At 72.9% G+C, this 17,385-nt stretch carries 12 protein-coding genes; 6 read left to right on the top strand and 6 right to left on the bottom strand.

Translation table 11 applies throughout. From position 1 onward, the window contains the following. The first annotated feature begins 73 nt into the window (after positions 1-73). On the top strand, positions 74-730 hold the full coding sequence (locus ACFWU3_RS31615; RefSeq protein WP_384444480.1) for a TetR/AcrR family transcriptional regulator: 657 nt from the start codon (positions 74-76) through the stop codon (positions 728-730). On the opposite strand, the gene ACFWU3_RS31610 is transcribed toward ACFWU3_RS31615, so the two are convergent. Both ACFWU3_RS31610 and ACFWU3_RS31605 read right to left on the bottom strand, forming a co-directional pair. Next, positions 699-1,598, bottom strand: a complete 900-nt coding sequence (locus ACFWU3_RS31610) for a MaoC family dehydratase (RefSeq protein WP_384444479.1) — start codon at positions 1,596-1,598, stop codon at positions 699-701. The two genes, ACFWU3_RS31615 and ACFWU3_RS31610, sit on opposite strands and share 32 nt — an antisense overlap. A gap of 1 nt (position 1,599) precedes the next feature. Next, the gene (locus ACFWU3_RS31605) at positions 1,600-2,940 is read right to left on the bottom strand and encodes a 3-oxoacyl-ACP reductase (RefSeq protein ID WP_384444478.1); all 1,341 of its coding nucleotides are present in this window, start codon (positions 2,938-2,940) and stop codon (positions 1,600-1,602) included. Positions 2,941-3,011: 71 nt separating this feature from the next. Here ACFWU3_RS31605 and ACFWU3_RS31600 point away from each other — a divergent pair, with 71 nt between their 5' ends. The 4 genes from ACFWU3_RS31600 (at position 3,012) to ACFWU3_RS31585 (ending at position 12,126) form a co-directional block, all read left to right on the top strand. Further along, positions 3,012-4,274 (top strand): acetyl-CoA C-acetyltransferase, encoded by a 1,263-nt coding sequence (locus ACFWU3_RS31600; RefSeq protein ID WP_384444477.1) that lies wholly within the window; start codon positions 3,012-3,014, stop codon positions 4,272-4,274. A 72-nt stretch (positions 4,275-4,346) separates the two neighbouring features. Then, positions 4,347-6,221 carry an AMP-dependent synthetase/ligase gene (locus ACFWU3_RS31595; protein WP_384444476.1) on the top strand — a complete coding sequence of 625 codons (1,875 nt, stop codon included), beginning with the start codon at positions 4,347-4,349 and terminating at the stop codon, positions 6,219-6,221. Between the two features lie 467 nt (positions 6,222-6,688). After that, a complete protein-coding gene (locus tag ACFWU3_RS31590) occupies positions 6,689-10,774 on the top strand; it encodes a Pls/PosA family non-ribosomal peptide synthetase (RefSeq protein ID WP_384444475.1) in 4,086 nt (1,361 codons plus the stop codon). 47 nt (positions 10,775-10,821) lie between these two features. Beyond that, the gene (locus ACFWU3_RS31585; protein ID WP_384444474.1) at positions 10,822-12,126 is read left to right on the top strand and encodes a M1 family metallopeptidase; all 1,305 of its coding nucleotides are present in this window, start codon (positions 10,822-10,824) and stop codon (positions 12,124-12,126) included. Positions 12,127-12,213: 87 nt separating this feature from the next. Here ACFWU3_RS31585 and ACFWU3_RS31580 read toward each other — a convergent pair whose 3' ends face one another. The 3 genes from ACFWU3_RS31580 to ACFWU3_RS31570 all read right to left on the bottom strand — a co-directional run bounded on the left by ACFWU3_RS31580 (position 12,214) and on the right by ACFWU3_RS31570 (position 15,023). Further along, positions 12,214-12,633, bottom strand: a complete 420-nt coding sequence (locus tag ACFWU3_RS31580) for a DUF1992 domain-containing protein (RefSeq protein WP_384444473.1) — start codon at positions 12,631-12,633, stop codon at positions 12,214-12,216. A 95-nt stretch (positions 12,634-12,728) separates the two neighbouring features. Next, positions 12,729-13,877: a lipase family protein gene (locus ACFWU3_RS31575; RefSeq protein ID WP_384444472.1), complete on the bottom strand. Its 1,149-nt coding sequence runs from the start codon at positions 13,875-13,877 to the stop codon at positions 12,729-12,731. Positions 13,878-13,982: 105 nt separating this feature from the next. Then, positions 13,983-15,023, bottom strand: coding sequence for an AraC family transcriptional regulator (locus ACFWU3_RS31570; protein ID WP_384444471.1), 1,041 nt, complete (start codon positions 15,021-15,023; stop codon positions 13,983-13,985). Positions 15,024-15,117: 94 nt separating this feature from the next. On the opposite strand from ACFWU3_RS31570, the gene ACFWU3_RS31565 reads away from it, so the two are divergent. Continuing rightward, on the top strand, positions 15,118-16,920 hold the full coding sequence (locus tag ACFWU3_RS31565; RefSeq protein WP_384444470.1) for an AMP-dependent synthetase/ligase: 1,803 nt from the start codon (positions 15,118-15,120) through the stop codon (positions 16,918-16,920). A gap of 103 nt (positions 16,921-17,023) precedes the next feature. On the opposite strand, the gene ACFWU3_RS31560 is transcribed toward ACFWU3_RS31565, so the two are convergent. Then, positions 17,024-17,227: a cold-shock protein gene (locus ACFWU3_RS31560; RefSeq protein WP_003967102.1), complete on the bottom strand. Its 204-nt coding sequence runs from the start codon at positions 17,225-17,227 to the stop codon at positions 17,024-17,026. Positions 17,228-17,385 lie beyond the last annotated feature (158 nt).

The following is a 17,385-nucleotide window of genomic DNA, read 5'->3' as shown; positions in this document are numbered from 1 at the left end:
GCGTCGTGCCGCCTTGCGGCTGGCCGTAGGCTTACCGCGGAGTAGGGGTGCGGGGGCGGAGGGATGTTCTGAGATGAGTGCGGTGAAGGGCGTGAAGAGCAAGCGCATGCCGAGGGCGGTGCGCGAGCGGCAGATGATGGACGCCGCTGTGCAGACCTTCGGGCAGCGCGGCTACCGGGCGGCCTCGATGGACGAGATCGCCGAGCTGGCGGGGGTCTCCAAGCCCCTGGTCTACCTGTATCTGAACTCCAAGGAGGAGTTGTTCACGGCGTGCATCCGCCGTGAGGCCGCCGCGCTCATCGCGGCCGTGGAGGCGGCGGTGGAGCCGGGGCTGCCGGCGGACCGGCAGCTGTGGGCCGGCCTCGCGGCCTTCTTCACGCACACCGCCGAGCACCCGGACGGCTGGGCCGTGCTGCACCAGCAGGCGCGGACGCACGGGGAACCGTTCGCGCTCGAAGTGGCCGCGATGCGCGACGAGATCGTCACCTTCGTGACCGGTCTGATCGCGACCGCGGCCCGCGAGGCGGGAGCGGCCCGGCAGGACCCCGAACTGGCCGACCGGGACGTGGCGGGCCTCGCGCAGGCGCTGGTCGGCGCGGCCGAGTCGCTGGCCGGGTGGATGAACCAGACCGGCACGGTATCGGCGAAGGAAGCCGCCGCGACGCTCATGAACTTCGCCTGGATGGGCCTCGGCGAGCTCATGAAGGGTGAACGCTGGTCCTCCCGCTGAGATGGATCCGGTCGCCGCTGCGGAGCTGGAACGCGGTGCCGGAGCCGGCCGGCTCGGCGGCGTACGTCACGGACGCGGGCAACAGCACCGGGGCCCTGAACTCGGCGCTCGCCGCCGTGAGTCGTGGGGAATCCGACTCCGCGAGGCAGCGGGCGAAGGTCCACATCCCGTGGGCGATCGCCCGGGGGAAGCCGAAGGCCCTGGCGGTCAGCGGATGCAGATGGATGGGGTTGCGGTCGCCGGAGGCCGCGCCGTAGCGGCGTCCCAGGTCCGCCGGGAGCTGCCAGGTGCCGACGGCGGGCAGACGCTCGTCGGGGGCGGGGTGGCCGGTGGCCAGGAGCCCTGTCTCCGGCGCGCGGCGGCCCGTGTCGTACGACGTCCGGTGCCGCGTCCCGGGCGCCGGGCGGTCTGTCTCCGACGACGTCCGGTGCCGGGCCAGATAGCCGCTGCGGGACTCCCACACGAGGTCGTCGTCCCGGTGCGCCCGGGTGACGATCGTGACCTCGGTGCCCCGCCGGTGCGGGGTGAGCGCCTCGGCGTGGACGGTCAGGACCGGCATGTCCTTCGGGTGCAGCGGCTGGTGCCCGGTGATCTCGATACGGGTGTGGACCAGCCCGAGCAGCGGGAGCGGGAAGCGCCGGGCGGCCATCAGGCGCATGACGAGCGGGAAGCCCAGGACATGCGGATAGGGGAGCGGGAGGGGTCCGTCGCCGGGGAAGCCGCAGATGCGGGCGTACGCGGCGAGGCGCGCGGGATCGATGCGGACGGGGCCGCCGATCCGGGTCGCGGGCAGTTCGGCGTCCGCGTGGATGCCGCGCTTCATCGGTGAGGTGAGGGCCCCACGGGCCAAGGTGAGGGCGAGTGGCACGTCAGGCTCCCAGCAGGCTCTGGCCGCAGACGCGCAGCACCTGACCGGAGACCGCACCGGACCCGGGGTGGGCGAACCAGGCCGTGGCCTCCGCGACATCGACGGGGAGCCCGCCCTGGGCGAGGGAGTTCATCCGGCGTCCCGCCTCCCGGACGAACAGCGGGACGGCGGCCGTCATCCGGGTCTCGATGAAGCCGGGCGCGACGGCGTTGACGGTGATGCCCCGGTCGGCGACGCGGGGAGCGAGGGAGCGGACGAGGCCGATGATCCCGGCCTTGCTCGCCGCGTAGTTGGTCTGGCCGGTGTTCCCGGCGATACCGGCGATGGACGAGGTCGCGACGATCCGGCCGCCGTCCCCGACCACCCCGGCCTTCAGGAGCGCGTCGGTGATGTCGAGTACGGCGGTGAGATTGACGTCCAGGACCGAACTCCACCGGTCCGCGGGCATGTTGACGAGGCGCCGGTCGCGGGTGACGCCCGCGTTGTGGACCAGGATGTCGAGGCCGCCGGGGAGTGCGGCCGTGATGCGGTCGGCCGCGTCGGCGGCGGTGATGTCGAGGGTGAGCGCGGTGCCGCCGATCCGGTCGGCGGTGGCCCGGAGGTCGGCCTCGGCCGAGGGCACGTCCAGGCAGAGGACGTCCGCGCCGTCGCGGGCGAGGGTCTCGGCGACGGCCGCCCCGATGCCGCGTGCCGCGCCGGTGACCAGAGCGGTACGGCCCGCGAGCGGGCGCGCGGGATCCGCGGCCTGCCCGTCGACCGCCGCCCGCTCCTCGTCCACCGCGCGCCCGGCGAGCTCGATGACCTGCCCGCTGATGTACGCCGACTTGGGCGAGAGCAGGAAGCGCAGGGTCGACTCGGCTGCGGCGGGAGCGGTGAGGCGGACGAGGTTGGCGGTGCGTCCGCGGCCCAGCTCCTTGCCCAGGGAGCGGGTGAATCCCTCCAGCGCCTGCTGGGCGGCGGCCTGGTGATGATCGTCCGCCGACAGCGGTGAGCCGAGGACGACCACCCGGCCGCCTGCCCCGAGCGACCGTACGGCCGGGTGCAGCGCCGCGTGCACCTCGGCGAGTCCGGTGGCGGAGCTGATACCGGTCGCGTCGAGGACGAGGGCGGCCGGCGTCTGCCGCTCCGCGGGTCCCTCGTCCGGCGCGATGAGCGGCAGTCCCGCGTCGGACAGCGGCTCCCGCAGCGCCGAGCTCCCGGCGGTGAGCCGCAGCAGCGGACCGTCCAGCGCGGGGGCGTCGGAGCTCCAGCGGCGCAGCGGGTGCGGCTGGGGCAGGCCGAGCCGCCGGGTCAGAAACCGGCCGGGTGCTGTGCGGGTGAGGTGCAGATAGCGATCGGCCATTGTCCTTGCTCCCAGCTCGGTCGTAGATTTACTCCAGAGTAAGGTTACTGACAAGTCAGGAGCTGGTCGAGATGTTCGCTCACGCGCCTCGCCGGATCGCGGTGATCGGTGGCAGCCGTATCCCCTTCGCCAGGTCCGACGGTGCCTACGCCACCGCCTCCAACCAGGAGATGCTGGGCGCCGCGCTGGACGGGCTCGTCGAGCGGTACGGCCTCCAGGAGCCGGACGCGGTGGGCGAGTTCGTCGCCGGCGCCGTTCTCAAGCACAGCCGCGACTTCAATCTCGCGCGGGAGACCGTCCTCGGCTCGGCACTCGACCCGCGGACCCCCGCGTACGACATCCAGCAGGCGTGCGGCACCGGGCTCCAGGCGATCATCGCCGTGGCGAACAAGATCGCGCTCGGCGCGGTGGACAGCGGGATCGCGGGCGGCGCGGACACCGCGAGCGACGCACCGCTCGGCGTCAACGACGACCTGCGCCGGATCCTGCTGGAAGCGCGCCGCGCGAAGAGCGCGGGCGGCCGGCTGCGGGCGCTCGCACGGATCCGGCCGGGGCATCTCGTGCCCGACATCCCGCGCAACGCCGAACCCCGCACCGGACTGTCGATGGGGGAGCACGCCGCGATCACCGCACGGGAGTGGGCGATCGGCCGCGCCGAGCAGGACGAGCTGACCGTCGAGAGCCACCGACGGCTGGCGGCGGCGTACGACCGCGGGCTCCTGGACGACCTCGTCGTGCCGTACCGGGGCCTGGCCCGGGACGGGAATCTGCGGCCCGGCTCCACCGTGGAGAAGCTCGCCACGCTCGAGCCGGTGTTCGGGACCGGCCACCCCGACGCGACGATGACCGCCGCCAACTCCACTCCGCTCACCGACGGCGCGGCCACCGTGCTGCTGGCGAGCGAGGACTGGGCGGCGGCGCGGGGGCTGCGGCCGCTCGCCTTCCTCACGGCGTACGAGACCGCCGCCGTCGACCATGTCGGCGGGCGGGACGGACTGCTGATGGCACCCGCGTACGCCGTCCCCCGGATGCTGGAGCGGGCCGGGCTCTCCCTCGGCGACTTCGATCTGGTGGAGATCCACGAGGCGTTCGCCTCACAGGTGCTCGCCACGCTGGCCGCCTGGGAGAAGCAGGGCCTCGCTCCCGTGGACCGGGCGCGGCTGAACGTCGCCGGCTCCTCGCTCGCGACCGGGCACCCGTTCGCCGCGACGGGCGCGCGGATCGTCGCCACGCTCGCCACGCTGCTGGCGGAGCGGGAGGGTCCGTGCCGCGGACTCGTCTCGGTCTGCGCGGCGGGCGGCCAGGGGGTCACGGCGATCCTCGAACGCGCCTGAACCCCGCCCTCCCGTGGGGCCGTTGCCCCGCAGCCACACCCCCGCACGTCCCACGCGCACAAGGAGTCGCCCGTGACCGTCGAACCGGTCGAGCCGAGCAAGAGCCTTCAGGGCGGTGTCGTACGCGAGGTCCGTCTGCCGCCGCTCATGCCCGTGGTCCGCCACGGTTCGCTCGCCGACATCCCCTTCGACAACGCGCGCGAGGCGCCCGCCGACGCCGTCCTCAGCCGCAAGGGCCCCGGCGGTGACTGGAAGGACGTGACGGCCGGGGAGTTCGCGGATCAGGTGCTGGCAGTGGCCAAGGGCCTGATCGCCGAGGGGCTGCGCCCCGGCGACCGGCTCGCGATCATGTCCCGTACGACCTACGAGTGGACGCTGCTCGACTTCGCGGCCTGGGCCGCCGGGCTGATCACCGTCCCCGTCTACCCGACCTCGTCCGCCTTCCAGGCCCGCTGGATCCTCCAGGACTCGGGGGCCGTGGCGTGCGTCGTGGAGGACACCGCCCAGGCGCGGCTGATCAGCCAGGAACGCAGGCAACTGCCCGACCTCACCCGGCTGTGGGCGTTCGCCACGGGCGCGGTGGACACGCTCATGAAGGCGGGCGCGCAGATACCCGACACGGTCGTCACCGCGCGGCGGGGCGGCCTGGGGCCGGAGTCGGTCGCGACACTGCTCTACACCTCGGGAACGACCGGCCGCCCCAAGGGCTGTGTCCTCACCCACGGGAACTTCTTCGCCGAGGTGGACAACGCGATCGAGCTGCTGCACCCGGTCTTCCGGTCGCTGAGCCGTGAACCCGCCGCCACGCTGCTCTTCCTGCCGCTGTCCCACGTCTTCGGGCGGATGGTGGCGGTGGCCTGTCTGCGGGCCCGTGTACGGCTGGGGCACGCACCCTCCATCCGGACCGAGGACCTGCTCGCCGACCTGGCCGGCTTCCGGCCCACCTTCCTGCTCGCCATCCCCTATGTCCTGGAGAAGGTCTTCAACACCGGCCGCGCGACGGCCGAAAAGCTCGGCCGGGCCTCGTCGTTCGACCGGGCGGCGAGGATCGCCCGGCGCTACGGGGAGGCGATGGAGGCGGCCCACCACGGCACCGGCCCGGGGCCCTCGCGCTCCCTGCGAGCCGCCCGCGCGCTGTACGACCCGCTGGTCTACCGGCGTATCCGTGCGGCACTCGGCGGAAAGGTCCGGTACGCGATCTGCGGAGGCTCACCGCTCGGACGCCGGCTCGCCGCCTTCTACGCCGGAGCCGGTGTCCAGGTCTTCGAGGGGTACGGGCTCACCGAGACGACGGCCGCTGCCACCGTGACGCCGCCGCTCAAGCCCCGGATGGGCACGGTCGGTTGGCCACTGCCCGGAACGGCGGTACGGATCGCCGACGACGGTGAGGTGCTGCTCCGCGGCGGCCAGGTGTTCAGCGGGTACTGGGACCGGGAGCGGGGTGCGATCGTGCCGGTGACCCGGGACGGCTGGTTCGCCACCGGCGACCTCGGCTCGATCGACGCGGACGGCTATCTGACCATCACCGGACGCACGAAGGACATTCTCATCACCTCGGCCGGGAAGAACGTCGCCCCGGCGCCGCTGGAGGACTGGCTGCGCGCACATCCGCTCGTCGGCCAGTGCATGGTGGTCGGCGACAACCGCCCCTATGTCACCGCCCTGTTGACGCTGGAGCCCGATGGCATCGCGCACTGGTGCCGTATGAAGAAGAAGCAGCACCTCACGGCGGCCCAACTGGCCGTGGACGAGGACCTGCTGGCGACGCTCCAGCGCGCGGTGGACGAGGCGAACCGGCTGGTGTCGAGGGCCGAGTCGATCCGCCGCTTCCGTGTTCTGGAAGGGGACTTCACGGAGGAGGGCGGCCATCTGACGCCATCGCTGAAGCTGCGGCGGAGCGCGATCGCTCGGGACTTCACGACGGAGATCGAGGGCCTCTACCGGTGACGGCGCACCACCACGGCGCCCGCCGTGGCAGGCGTCGGGCGGACCGGCGTCCAGCGGACCAGGGGTCCGGAAAAGGGCTCCGGAGTCACCCGGGGTGACGTGACCGGCACCCTGTGGAGGGGGATAAGGGCCGATTCGTGCGTGCCCTTCGCCACAGTCGGACATTTCTCTACGCGCCGGTAGACCGCCATCCCGGTCTTTCCCCGTTCCCCGATTCGATGGGGCGAGCTGCGACGATGACCGACCGTCGGGGGTCCGGCGGGTCAGTGCCACTTACTCGCCCAGTGCCCCGGACAACAGGCGAGTCGGGTCAACGCTGGATAAACTCCTCGTTTGCCGTGCGCGGAATGGGGATTCGCAGCGCACTCCACGACCGAGGGAGAGTGAGAGATGCGTACCAGCCCGTGGCGTGTCGACCGGGGCGAGCCCGGTCCCGGGGATCTGTCCGCCGGCGAACGGCGGACTGCATGACCGTCGCCCCGGAGACCCCGGCTCTCCTCGAAACCCTTCTGGCCGAAGCGCCCTCCCCGGCGCTCTACACCGCCGGCGGCGCCGCACCCGAGCGCACTCTCGTCGACATCCTCGACGAGACCGCCCGCCGCCACCCGGACGCTCTCGCCGTCGACGACGGCGTCGCACCCCTCACCTACCGTGCGCTCCTCGACGAGGTCGAGACGCTGCGCCGGCAGCTCGCCGAGACCGGCACGGGGACCGGCGACCGGGTGGGCATACGGGTCCCCTCCGGGACCGCCGACCTGTACGTCTCCATCCTCGCCGTCCTCGCGGCCGGCGCCGCCTATGTCCCCGTCGACGCCGAGGACCCCGACGAGCGCGCCGACCTCGTCTTCACCGAGGCCGCGGTGAGCGCCGTCATCGGCGAAGGCCGCACCATCGTCCCGAGCAGCGCCCCCGGCGGCGACACCGGCCGTAGGCCGGCGCCCGACGACGACGCGTGGATCATCTTCACCTCCGGCTCCACCGGCAAGCCCAAGGGCGTCGCCGTCACGCACCGCAACGCCGCGGCGTTCGTCGACGCGGAGGCCGGACTCTTCCTCGCCGGCGCCCCGCTCGGCCCCGGCGACCGCGTCCTCGCCGGCCTCTCCGTCGCCTTCGACGCCTCCTGCGAGGAGATGTGGCTGGCCTGGCGGCACGGCGCCTGCCTGGTGCCCGCCCCCCGCTCCCTCGTCCGCACCGGACTCGACCTCGGCCCCTGGCTCGTCGAACAGCGCATCACCGTCGTCTCGACGGTCCCCACACTCGCGGCCCTGTGGCCCGCGGAAGCGCTCGACGAGGTACGTCTGCTGATCTTCGGCGGTGAGGCATGCCCGCCCGAGCTGGCGGAACGCATGGCGGTCACCGGCCGCGAGGTGTGGAACACCTACGGCCCCACCGAGGCCACCGTCGTCGCCTGCGCGGCCCCGCTGACCGGTGAGGGCCCGGTGCGCATCGGCCTTCCGCTCGACGGCTGGGAGCTCGCCGTCGTGGACGGCCGCGGCGAGGTCGTGGCGATGGGCGAGACCGGTGAGCTGGTGATCGGCGGCGTCGGCCTGGCGCGCTACCTGGACGAGGCGAAGGACGCCGAGAAGTACGCACCCCTGCCCGCACTCGGCTGGGACCGCGCCTATCGCAGCGGTGACCTGGTGCGCGCGGAGGAGGAGGGCCTGCTGTTCGTGGGCCGCGCCGACGAGCAGATCAAGCTCGGCGGCCGCCGCATCGAACTGGGCGAGATCGACGCGGCGCTCCAGGCGCTGCCGGGCGTGGCCGGCGCGGCGGCGGCGGTCCGCACGACCGGTGCGGGCCACCAGCTGCTGGTGGGCTACGTCGTACCGGCGGCGCCGGACGGCGTGACGCCCGCGGACCCGCTCGACGACTCCGCCGAGGTGCCGCGGACCGAGGGCGCCGGCGCGGTGGCCCAGGGGACGGACGCGCCCGCCGATGCACCGGACGCCGCCGATGCGGACACCGATGCCGATGCCGATGCCGACGCCGATGCCGATGCCGATGCCGATGCCGATATCGATGCCGTGCCCGTCGCCGCTGTCGCGTTCGACCTCGACGACTCGCTCGCGCGGCTGCGCAAGGAGCTGCCCGCCGCACTCGTCCCGCTCATCGCCGTCGTCGACGATCTGCCGACCCGCACCTCCGGCAAGGTCGACCGCAACGCCCTGCCCTGGCCGCTGCCGAACACCGGCACCGGCGACAGCGCTCAGGCCGCCGAGCTCACCGAGACCGAGGCATGGCTCGCCGAGCAGTGGACCGACCTCCTGGGCGTGCCGGTGAGCGGGCCCGACGCCGACTTCTTCGCCGGTGGCGGCGGCAGCCTCGCCGCCGCACAGCTCGTCTCGCGGATCCGTGAGCAGTACGCCACCGGGTCCGTCGGCGACATCTACCAGAACCCCACGCTCGGAGCCCTCGCGCTCACGCTGGAGCGGACCTCCCCGCGCAGCACGAAGTCCCGCCCGGTGCGGCCGGTGCCGCGCGGGACCGGGATCGCGCAGATCCTGCTCATGCTGCCGCTGCTGACCGTCACAGGGCTGCGCTGGTCGGTGGTCGCGGCCGCCGTCAACAACGTCGTCGCCCTGCCCTGGGCCCCCACCGTCTCCTGGTGGTGGGTGGCGCTCGGCTGGCTCCTGTTCCTCAGCCCGGCCGGCCGGATCGTCATCGCCGCCGGCGGCGCGCGGATGCTGCTGCGCGGGGTGCGCCCCGGCACGTACGCGCGCGGCGGCGGTACCCATCTGCGCGTGTGGGCCGCCGAACGTCTCGCCGAACTCAGCGGCGCGACCAACCTCGCGGGCACCTGGCTCACCTACTACGCCCGCGCGCTCGGCGTCCGGATCGGCGAGGACGTCGATCTGCACTCCCTGCCGCCGGTGACCGGCATGCTCCGGCTCGGCCGCGGCAGCGCCGTGGAACCCGAGGTGGACCTCTCCGGCCACTGGCTGGACGGGGACCGGCTGCACATCGGAGCCGTACGCATCGGCGCCGGTGCCACCGTCGGCGCCCGCAGCACGCTCTTCCCCGGCGCGCGGATCGGCAAGCGCGCGGAGATCGCGCCCGGCTCCGGCGTGACCGGGGCCGTGCCGGCCGACGAGCGCTGGTCCGGCGTACCGGCCACCCGCAAGGGCAAGGCCAACCGCCGGCTCCCCGAAGGCCGTCCGCAGCGCAGACGCCGCTGGACCGCCGTCTACTCCCTGACCTCGCTGTTCCTCGGCCTGCTGCCGGCGCTCGCGGCGCTGCCCGCGCTGCTGGTGATGGGCGCCTTCGTGGACGGCACGCACGGGCTCGGTGACGCCCTGGCCGCCGCGCTGACCGCCGTACCGCTCGCCACGCTGGTGGCGATGGTCGGCTACGCCCTGCTGATCGTCGCCGGCGTCCGTACGCTCGGCGTCGGCCTGCGCGAGGGCCATCACCCCGTGCACGGCCGGATCGCCTGGCAGGCATGGGCGACCGAGCGGCTGATGGACATGGCGCGCGTCCATCTCTTCCCTCTCTACGCGAGCCTGTTCACGCCCGTGTGGCTGCGGGCGCTGGGCATGAAGGTGGGCCGCGGCGTCGAGGCGTCGACGGTGCTCGCGCTCCCCGCGATGACCACGGTCGGCGACGGCGCGTTCCTCGCCGACGACACGATGGTGGGCTCCTACGAACTCGGCGGCGGCTGGCTGCGGATCGCCGAGGCCCGGGTCGGCAAGCGCGCGTTCCTCGGCAACTCCGGGATGACCGCCGCCGGGCGCCGGGTGCCCAAGCGCGGTCTCGTCGGTGTGCTGTCGTCGACCCCGAAGCGGGCCAAGGCGGGCTCGTCCTGGCTCGGTATGCCTCCGATGAAGCTGCCGCGTTCGGCGGAGGAGAGCGACCAGAGCCGTACCTTCGCCCCGCCCGCCCGGCTGAAGTGGGCGCGCGCCTGCGTCGAGCTCTGCCGGATCGTGCCGGTGATGTGCAGCGTCGCGCTCGCCGTCCTCGGGCTCGCGGTCTTCGAACTGCTGGCGGCCCGGTACGGATTCGCCGTCGCCATGCTGCTCGGCGGAGCGGTGCTGTTCGCCGCCGGTGTGGTGGCGTGCCTGGTGGCGATCGCGGTGAAGTGGCTGCTGGTGGGCCGGTTCAAGGCCGTCGAGCACCCGCTGTGGTCGTCGTTCGTGTGGCGCAACGAGCTCGCGGACACCTTCGTCGAGGTGCTGGCCGTGCCGTGGCTGGTCGGCGCGAGCGCCGGCACCCCGCTGATGAACCTGTGGCTGCGCGGCCTGGGCGCCCGCATCGGACGCGGTGCCTGGTGCGACACCTACTGGCTGCCCGAGGCGGACCTGGTGAGCGTCGGCAGCGGCGCGAGCGTCAATCGCGGATGTGTCGTCCAGACCCACCTCTTCCATGACCGGATCATGCGCATGGACAATGTCGTTCTCGGAGCGGGCGCGACACTGGGCCCGCACGGCATCGCGCTGCCCGGCGCGGTGATCGGCGACCGGGCCACCGTCGGTCCGGCATCGCTGGTCATGCGCGGGGAGAGCGTGCCCGCGGACACCCGCTGGCTGGGCAACCCGATCGCGGCATGGCGGAAGTGAGCACGGGCGCGACAGCGCAGTACACGCAAGACCCAAAGGACACACGGGTGACGGACTTGTATCTGCCGCAGCACGGCGACAGCGGTTACCGGACGACGCGGTACGACCTGGAGCTGGACTACATCCCGCACACCGGGCGACTGTCCGGCCGGGCACGGATCGCCGCCGTCGCCGAGCGCGCGCTGCCCGAAATCGTCCTCGACCTCGGGCAGTTCCGGCTCAGCAAGGTGCTGGTGGACGGCGCCCGCCCGGCCCGGTACACGCACCGCGGGGACAAACTCCGGATACGTCCGGCGCGACCGCTGCGGGCGGGCGCCGACTTCACCGTCGAGGTGCGGTACACGGGGGTGCCGCATCCCGTGCGCACCCGTGACTGGGGCGACCTCGGCTGGGAGCAGCTGGACGAGGGCGCGCTGGTGGCCTCGCAGCCGCACGGCGCCCGGTCCTGGTTCCCCTGCAACGACCGCCCCGACGACAAGGCCGTCTACCGGATCGCGGTGACCGCGCCCTCGCCGTACACGGTGATCGCGAACGGAACGCTCACCTCGCGCACGATGAGCGCCTCCACGACGACCTGGGTGTACGAGCAGTCCGCCCCGATGGCCACGTATCTCGCGACCGTGCAGATCGGTCCGTACGAACTGGTCGACGTGCCGCACGCGGGAGCCGTGCCGCAGCCCGCCGCCGTGCCGCGCCCGCTCCTCGGGCGCTTCGGGCGGGACTTCGCGCGCCAGCCGCAGATGATGACCGTCTTCCAGGACCTGTTCGGGCCCTACCCCTTCGACGACTACGCGGTCGTGGTCGTCGACGAGGAACTCGACGTGCCGGTGGAGGCCCAGGGTCTGTCCATCTTCGGCGCGAACCACGTCGACGGGCGGCGCGGCAGCGAACGCCTGGTGGCGCACGAGCTGGCCCACCAGTGGTTCGGCAACAGCCTCACGGTCGCCGACTGGCGGCACATCTGGCTCAACGAGGGCTTCGCGAAGTACGCCGAGTGGCTGTGGTCCGAGATGTCGGGCGGCCCCTCCGCGTCGGCGATGGCCGCGAAGTCCCGGGCGCGCCTGGCGCTGATGCGACAGGACGTCCGCATCGCCGACCCCGGTCTGCGGCGGCTGTTCGACGACCGGGTCTACGAACGCGGCGCGCTGACGCTGCACGCGCTGCGCATGGAGATCGGGCACGCGGCGTTCGTGGGGCTGCTGCGGCAGTGGACATCGACGCACCGGCACGGTGTGGTCACGACGGAGGAGTTCATCGCGCTGGCCCGCGAGCACTCACCGCGCCCGCTGGACAAGCTGTTCACCACATGGCTGTACGAGCCGAAGCTGCCGCCGCTGCCGCGGCAGCGCTGAGCCGGCGGCACGGCGGCGCGGGGCGGTCAACCGCTCGGCCGCTCCGGCCGCACGGCGGCGCGCGGGGCGTTGTTCGGGGCCGCCTCCTCAGCCCTCCGCGCGCCGGCCCTTCGCGCGGGCCTCGCGCCACTCGCGGAGGACCGCGTCGATGTCGAACGGCTTGCGTCCCAGTGGCGGGCCCGGCGGCGGACGGAGGATCGCGGCGGTGATCTTCTCGTTGATCCCGGTGAGGATGCGCCGGACCTCGGACTCCGTCGTGGCGCGGTCCACCGCGTCCCGGGCGTCCTCCGCCTCCTTGCGCAGCGCCAGCGTCGGCGGCAGGACCGAGACGCCCTCACGGTGCATCTTGCTCTTGACCCACCACAGTTCGTCGTACGGCGCCTTGTCGTCCGGCAGCGGTTTTCCGAAGCCGGGCAGTGAGGTGAAGTCCCCCCGTTCCGTCGCGTCGCGGATCTGCTTGTCCACCCACGACTCGAAACTGACGCCCGGGGGCTTTCGCTCGGTCACGTCCCGACCTCCCGTCTCGGTCCCTCCATCGTAGGCGGGCCGGGAAAGCGAAGGGGGTGGCCGCACGGCCACCCCCGACCCCGCCCCCGGCGGCGTCAGCAGTTGCCGGCAGCCGCCCGTCCCGCGAACCGGTCCGCCAGCCAATTGGCCGCCGGAATCGCCTCGGTGATCACTCCGGTGACGTGCTCGCCGAGCACGATCGTCCGCCACTTCACGTTCGCGCCCTTCGCGCACCAGTCCTTGCGCAGCTGGGACCCCTGGCCGTAGGGGATCAGCTCGTCGGCCAGCGCGTGGTACAGGTACACGGGATGGTCGGGGCGGTGCGAACCGAGGTCGGACTCGTGCAGCCGCTTCTGCCACTGCGGGGTCTCCAGCGGATTGCGCACCGTCATCTCGGAGATCTTCTTGAAGGATCCGACGGTGGTGTCGAGGGCCACGCAGTTGTTGCGCAGGAACGAGATGAGCGCCCTGCCCGCCGGGTTCAGATACGAGTCCAGTTCCAGCTCGGGGAAGGCCGCGTCCTGGCCGGCCGCCGCCATGAACAGCAGCCCCGATCCGTAGGAGCCGTCGTGTACGGGGGCGAGCCCGGTCAGCCGGGCCGGTACGCCGCCGGTCACCGTGCCCCTGACCTTCAGTTCCGGTGCGTACGAGTCGTGCAGTTCGGCCGCCCAGCTCGTCGCCTGCCCGCCCTGCGAGTAGCCCATGATCCCGACGGGGGAGTCGGCGGAGAGCCCGGCCTCCGGCAGCGCGATCGCGGCGCGCGCCGCGTCCAGCACGGCGTGACCGGCCGAGCGGCCGACCGTGTAGGTGTGCTCGCCCGGGGTGCCGAGCCCTTCGTAGTCGGTGACCGCGACGGCCCAGCCGCGCAGGGTCAGCTGCTGGATCAGATTGGCCTCGACGGTCGTGCCGGTGGGGAATCCGGCGCTCGGTGCGCAGTTGTCGGCGAGGCCGACCGTGCCCACCGCGTAGGTGACCAGAGGACGCGGGCCGGTGCGGCCGTCCTGGGGGACGATCACCGTGCCGGAGACGGTGTTCGGGGCGCCGTCGGCGGTGGTGGAGCGGTAGGTGATCCGCCAGGCCTTGGTCGCGGTGGGTTGTCCGGGCAGGGGGTGGAAAGCGCTCGGCGCCGAGCCGACGATGTCGCCGGGGCCTGCGGCCGACGTGTCGTCCGCGGACGCTGTGGGGGTGGCTGCCGAGAGGGCGAGTGCGGCCATGACGGCCAGCACCCGGGTGGGTACACGCATTGCGGCTCTCCCAACGGTCCAGTGATGCTGGGCAGTTGACGGAAAGGTAGTGACCCGTGAGTAAGTTCCGTCCTGACCGGGCAGCTCAGCTTCACTGACTTCGGGTCAACTCGCGTCGGCCGACCCGTCGTGATCAACGACGTCGGCCTGTCCGCGGTACGCCCCCGGTGTCGTCCCCGTCCACCGGCGGAAGGCCCGGTGGAAGGAGGTGTCCTCGGAGAAACCGAGGCGGGCCGCGAGCTCCGCGATCGGCTCGTGCCCCTCGGCGAGACCGGCGATCGCCGCGTCCCGCCGCACCGCGTCCTTCAGTTGCCGATAGGACGTCTCCTCCTGCTGAAGCCTCCGCCGCAGCGTCGCCGGGCTGACCGCGAGCCCGGCGGCGGTCTCGTCCAGCGAGGGGAGCCTCGGGGAGGCCCGCAGCGAGCGGGCGAGCGCTCGGCGCACCTGCTCGCCGACGGTCGCCGCGTACTCCCGTCGGCTCAGCAGCTCGAACGGCGAGGCCCGCAGCATCTCCTCCAGCGCCGACTCGTCCCGCAGCAGCGGCGATGCCAGCCAGTGGGCGGAGAAGGCGGCCGTGGTCACCGGCTCCCCGTAGCGGACGGGGCAGCCGAAGAGGTACGGGTACTCGTCGTGGTGCGGCGGCGGGGGGTAGCCGAACCCGGCCCGCAGCAGCGGGATGCGGCGGCCGATGAACCAGCTGCACAGCCGGTGCCAGATGACCACCAGGCACTCGGCGAGGAAGCGGTCCTCGTCCCGGCCGAGGTCGTTGCGCACGACGAACACCGCCTCGTCGCCGTCCCGGGTCAGGGCGAGGTCGGGGCCGCCGGGGAACAGCCCGTAGAAGGCGGCACCGCGCTCGATCGCCGCGCCCAGATCACGACAGCCCAGCGTGGCGTGGCACATCATCGCGAAGGTGCCCGGGCGGCTCGGCGACGGGCCGAGACCGAGGAACTCGTCGTGGGTCGCCCGGTACAGCGCCCTGAACAGCAGGCCGAACTGGTCGGCGGTGACCCGGGCCCGGTCGTCGCTCAGCAGCAGCGGGGGGATGCCGGCGGTCTGGAGCAGCGGGACGGTGTCGAGTCCGTGACGCTCCGCCCCACGCAGCACGGCCCGCACATGGTGCACGGTGATCGTCCGCTTCCCCATGGTCATCGACGGTAGCGGGGTTGAGCGGTGGGGTCAGCGGGCGTGACGGTTTCCGTCATGCCACCGGCGGTGGCCGCGTCCTTACGTTCGGTGCATGACAGGTGAAGAGCGGGAACGGCCCGGCACGCTCGCGGTGTTCGCCGAGTGGACCGCCGACCGGTACACGGACCATCCGGCACTGCGGTTCACGCGGGACGGCTCCTGGCACACGGTGTCCCACACCGGACTGCGGGACACCGTCCGGGCGGTCGGGCAGGGGCTGATGGGCCTCGGTGTACGGGCCGGGGACCGGGTCGCGGTCCTCTCGGAGACCCGGCCGGAGTGGACGTACGCGCACCTCGCCTCCCTGGCGGCCGGTGCCGTCGTCGTGCCCGTCTACCCGACGGCCGGGGCCGAGGAGCTGCGCTGGGTGCTGGGCGACTCCGGGGCGTCGGTGGTGATCTGCGAGAACGCGGCACAGGCCGACCGGGTGGAGTCGCTGCGGGACACGCTGCCCGCGGTGCGGCACCTGGTGCTGATGGACCCGCAGGCCGGGGCGGAGACGCAGCCCGTGGCGGGAGAGCGGCCCGGGGCGGGGACGCGGAAAACGGCGGGGACGGGGAAAACGGCGGGGGGACGGCCCGCACTCCTCGCGCTGCCCGGACCCGCACCCCTCGAAGCGCTGCTCGACCGCGCCCGCCGCGTGCGGCCGGACGACGAGGCCGGGATCGTCTACACCTCGGGCACCACCGGCCCGCCCAAGGGCTGCCGCCTGCTGCACGGCAACCTCGGCGGGATACAGGACGCGACGCTGCCGCTGGTCGACGGCGGCCCGGGGGACCGGACGTACCTCTACCTCCCGCTCGCGCATGTGCTCGCCCAGCTGACGCAGTTCAGCACCCTGATCTACGGCGGCGAGCTCTGCTACTTCGGCGGCCGCATCGAGAACGTCGTCGCCGAACTCGCCCAGGCCAGGCCCACGCATCTGCCGTCCGTTCCCCGCCTCTTCGAGAAGGTCCACGCCTCGGTGCTGGCGCTCGCCGGGGCGCGGGAGGGCGGGCGTGAGCGCTTGGAGGAAGCGGTACGGATCGGGCTGCTGGCGGCGGACGGCGTGCTGCCGCCCGAGCTGACGGACGCGTACAAGCAGGCCGACGAGCAGCTCTACGGCCTGGTGCGGGCGGCCTTCGGCGGCCGGCTGCGCTGGGGTCTCACCGGAGCGGCCCCGATCGCGACCGGGACCCTGGACCTGCTGCGGGCGTGCGGGATCGCCGTGTACGAGGGGTACGGGATGACCGAGTCCGGCGGGGTCATCTCGCTGAACCACCCGGGCGCGGAGCGCCGCGGCACGGTCGGACGCCCGATCGCCGGCTGCGAGGTGCGCATCGCGGCCGACGGGGAGGTCCTGGCGCGCGGGCCGATGGTCTTCCCCGGCTACCACGCGAATCCCGGGGCGAGCGCGGAGGTGCTCGACGACGAGGGCTGGCTGCACACCGGGGACCTGGGCTCGCTCGACCCGGACGGCTATCTGAGCATCACGGGACGCAAGAAGGACCTGATCATCACGTCCGCCGGGAAGAACCTCGCCCCCGCTGAGGTGGAGCTCGCGATCGAGCGCTCGCCGTATGTGTCGCACGCGGTGATGGTGGGGGACCGGCGGCCCTATCCCGTGGCCCTGATCACGGTGGACCGGCTGGAGACCGGCGAGACGGATCCGGCGACCGTCCGATCCCTGGTCCAGGAAGCGGTCGACGCGGCGAACGCGCGGGTCGCCCGGCCGGCCCGGATCCGGGCTTTCGCCGTGCTGGAGGAGGACTTCTCCATCGGGGACGGAGTGCTCACGCCCACCCTGAAGGTCCGCCGCCGGGCCGTGCTGGAGCGCTATGCCGATGTCATCGACGGGCTGTACGGCGACGGCTGAGGCGACCGGCGGACCCAAGGCAGGAGCCCTGCCCCGCACTGGACGTACGGGGCAGGGCTCCTTGGTACTGCTAAGTCGTGCGCGATCGACGACCCGTGGCTGATTAGGCCGGGGTCACGTTCTCCGCCTGCGGGCCCTTCGGACCCTGAGTGACGTCGAAGTTCACGACCTGGTTCTCCTCGAGGGAGCGGAAGCCAGACGCGTTAATCGCGGAGTAGTGGACGAAGACATCCGGGCCGCCGCCGTCCTGGGCGATGAAGCCGAAGCCCTTTTCAGCGTTGAACCACTTGACGGTTCCGGTAGCCATAAGCCCTCCTTGGGCCAAAGGGTTGCCCTGCTCCAGAACCTGCAAACAAGTCTGAAAACTACAAAAGCCTGCGGGTCACATGCTCCGCAGGCTCTGTACTGCAAGGGAAACCAAACTGCAACTTGCGTCGAGCCTAGCACGCAGGGTGTTCACAGCGG

The sequence above is a fragment of the Streptomyces sp. NPDC058685 genome, from assembly GCF_042714725.1.
Taxonomy (GTDB): Bacteria; Actinomycetota; Actinomycetes; order Streptomycetales; family Streptomycetaceae; genus Streptomyces.
This window is presented reverse-complemented; position numbering and strand designations above follow the sequence as displayed.

Coding starts and splice junctions, on each gene's coding strand:
- ACFWU3_RS31615 (WP_384444480.1), top strand. CDS start 74: ATGAGTGCGGTGAAGGGCGTGAAGAGCAAGCGCATGCCGAGGGCGGTG.
- ACFWU3_RS31605 (WP_384444478.1), bottom strand. CDS start 2,940: ATGGCCGATCGCTATCTGCACCTCACCCGCACAGCACCCGGCCGGTTT.
- ACFWU3_RS31600 (WP_384444477.1), top strand. CDS start 3,012: ATGTTCGCTCACGCGCCTCGCCGGATCGCGGTGATCGGTGGCAGCCGT.
- ACFWU3_RS31590 (WP_384444475.1), top strand. CDS start 6,689: ATGACCGTCGCCCCGGAGACCCCGGCTCTCCTCGAAACCCTTCTGGCC.
- ACFWU3_RS31575 (WP_384444472.1), bottom strand. CDS start 13,877: ATGCGTGTACCCACCCGGGTGCTGGCCGTCATGGCCGCACTCGCCCTC.
- ACFWU3_RS31570 (WP_384444471.1), bottom strand. CDS start 15,023: ATGGGGAAGCGGACGATCACCGTGCACCATGTGCGGGCCGTGCTGCGT.
- ACFWU3_RS31565 (WP_384444470.1), top strand. CDS start 15,118: ATGACAGGTGAAGAGCGGGAACGGCCCGGCACGCTCGCGGTGTTCGCC.
- ACFWU3_RS31560 (WP_003967102.1), bottom strand. CDS start 17,227: ATGGCTACCGGAACCGTCAAGTGGTTCAACGCTGAAAAGGGCTTCGGC.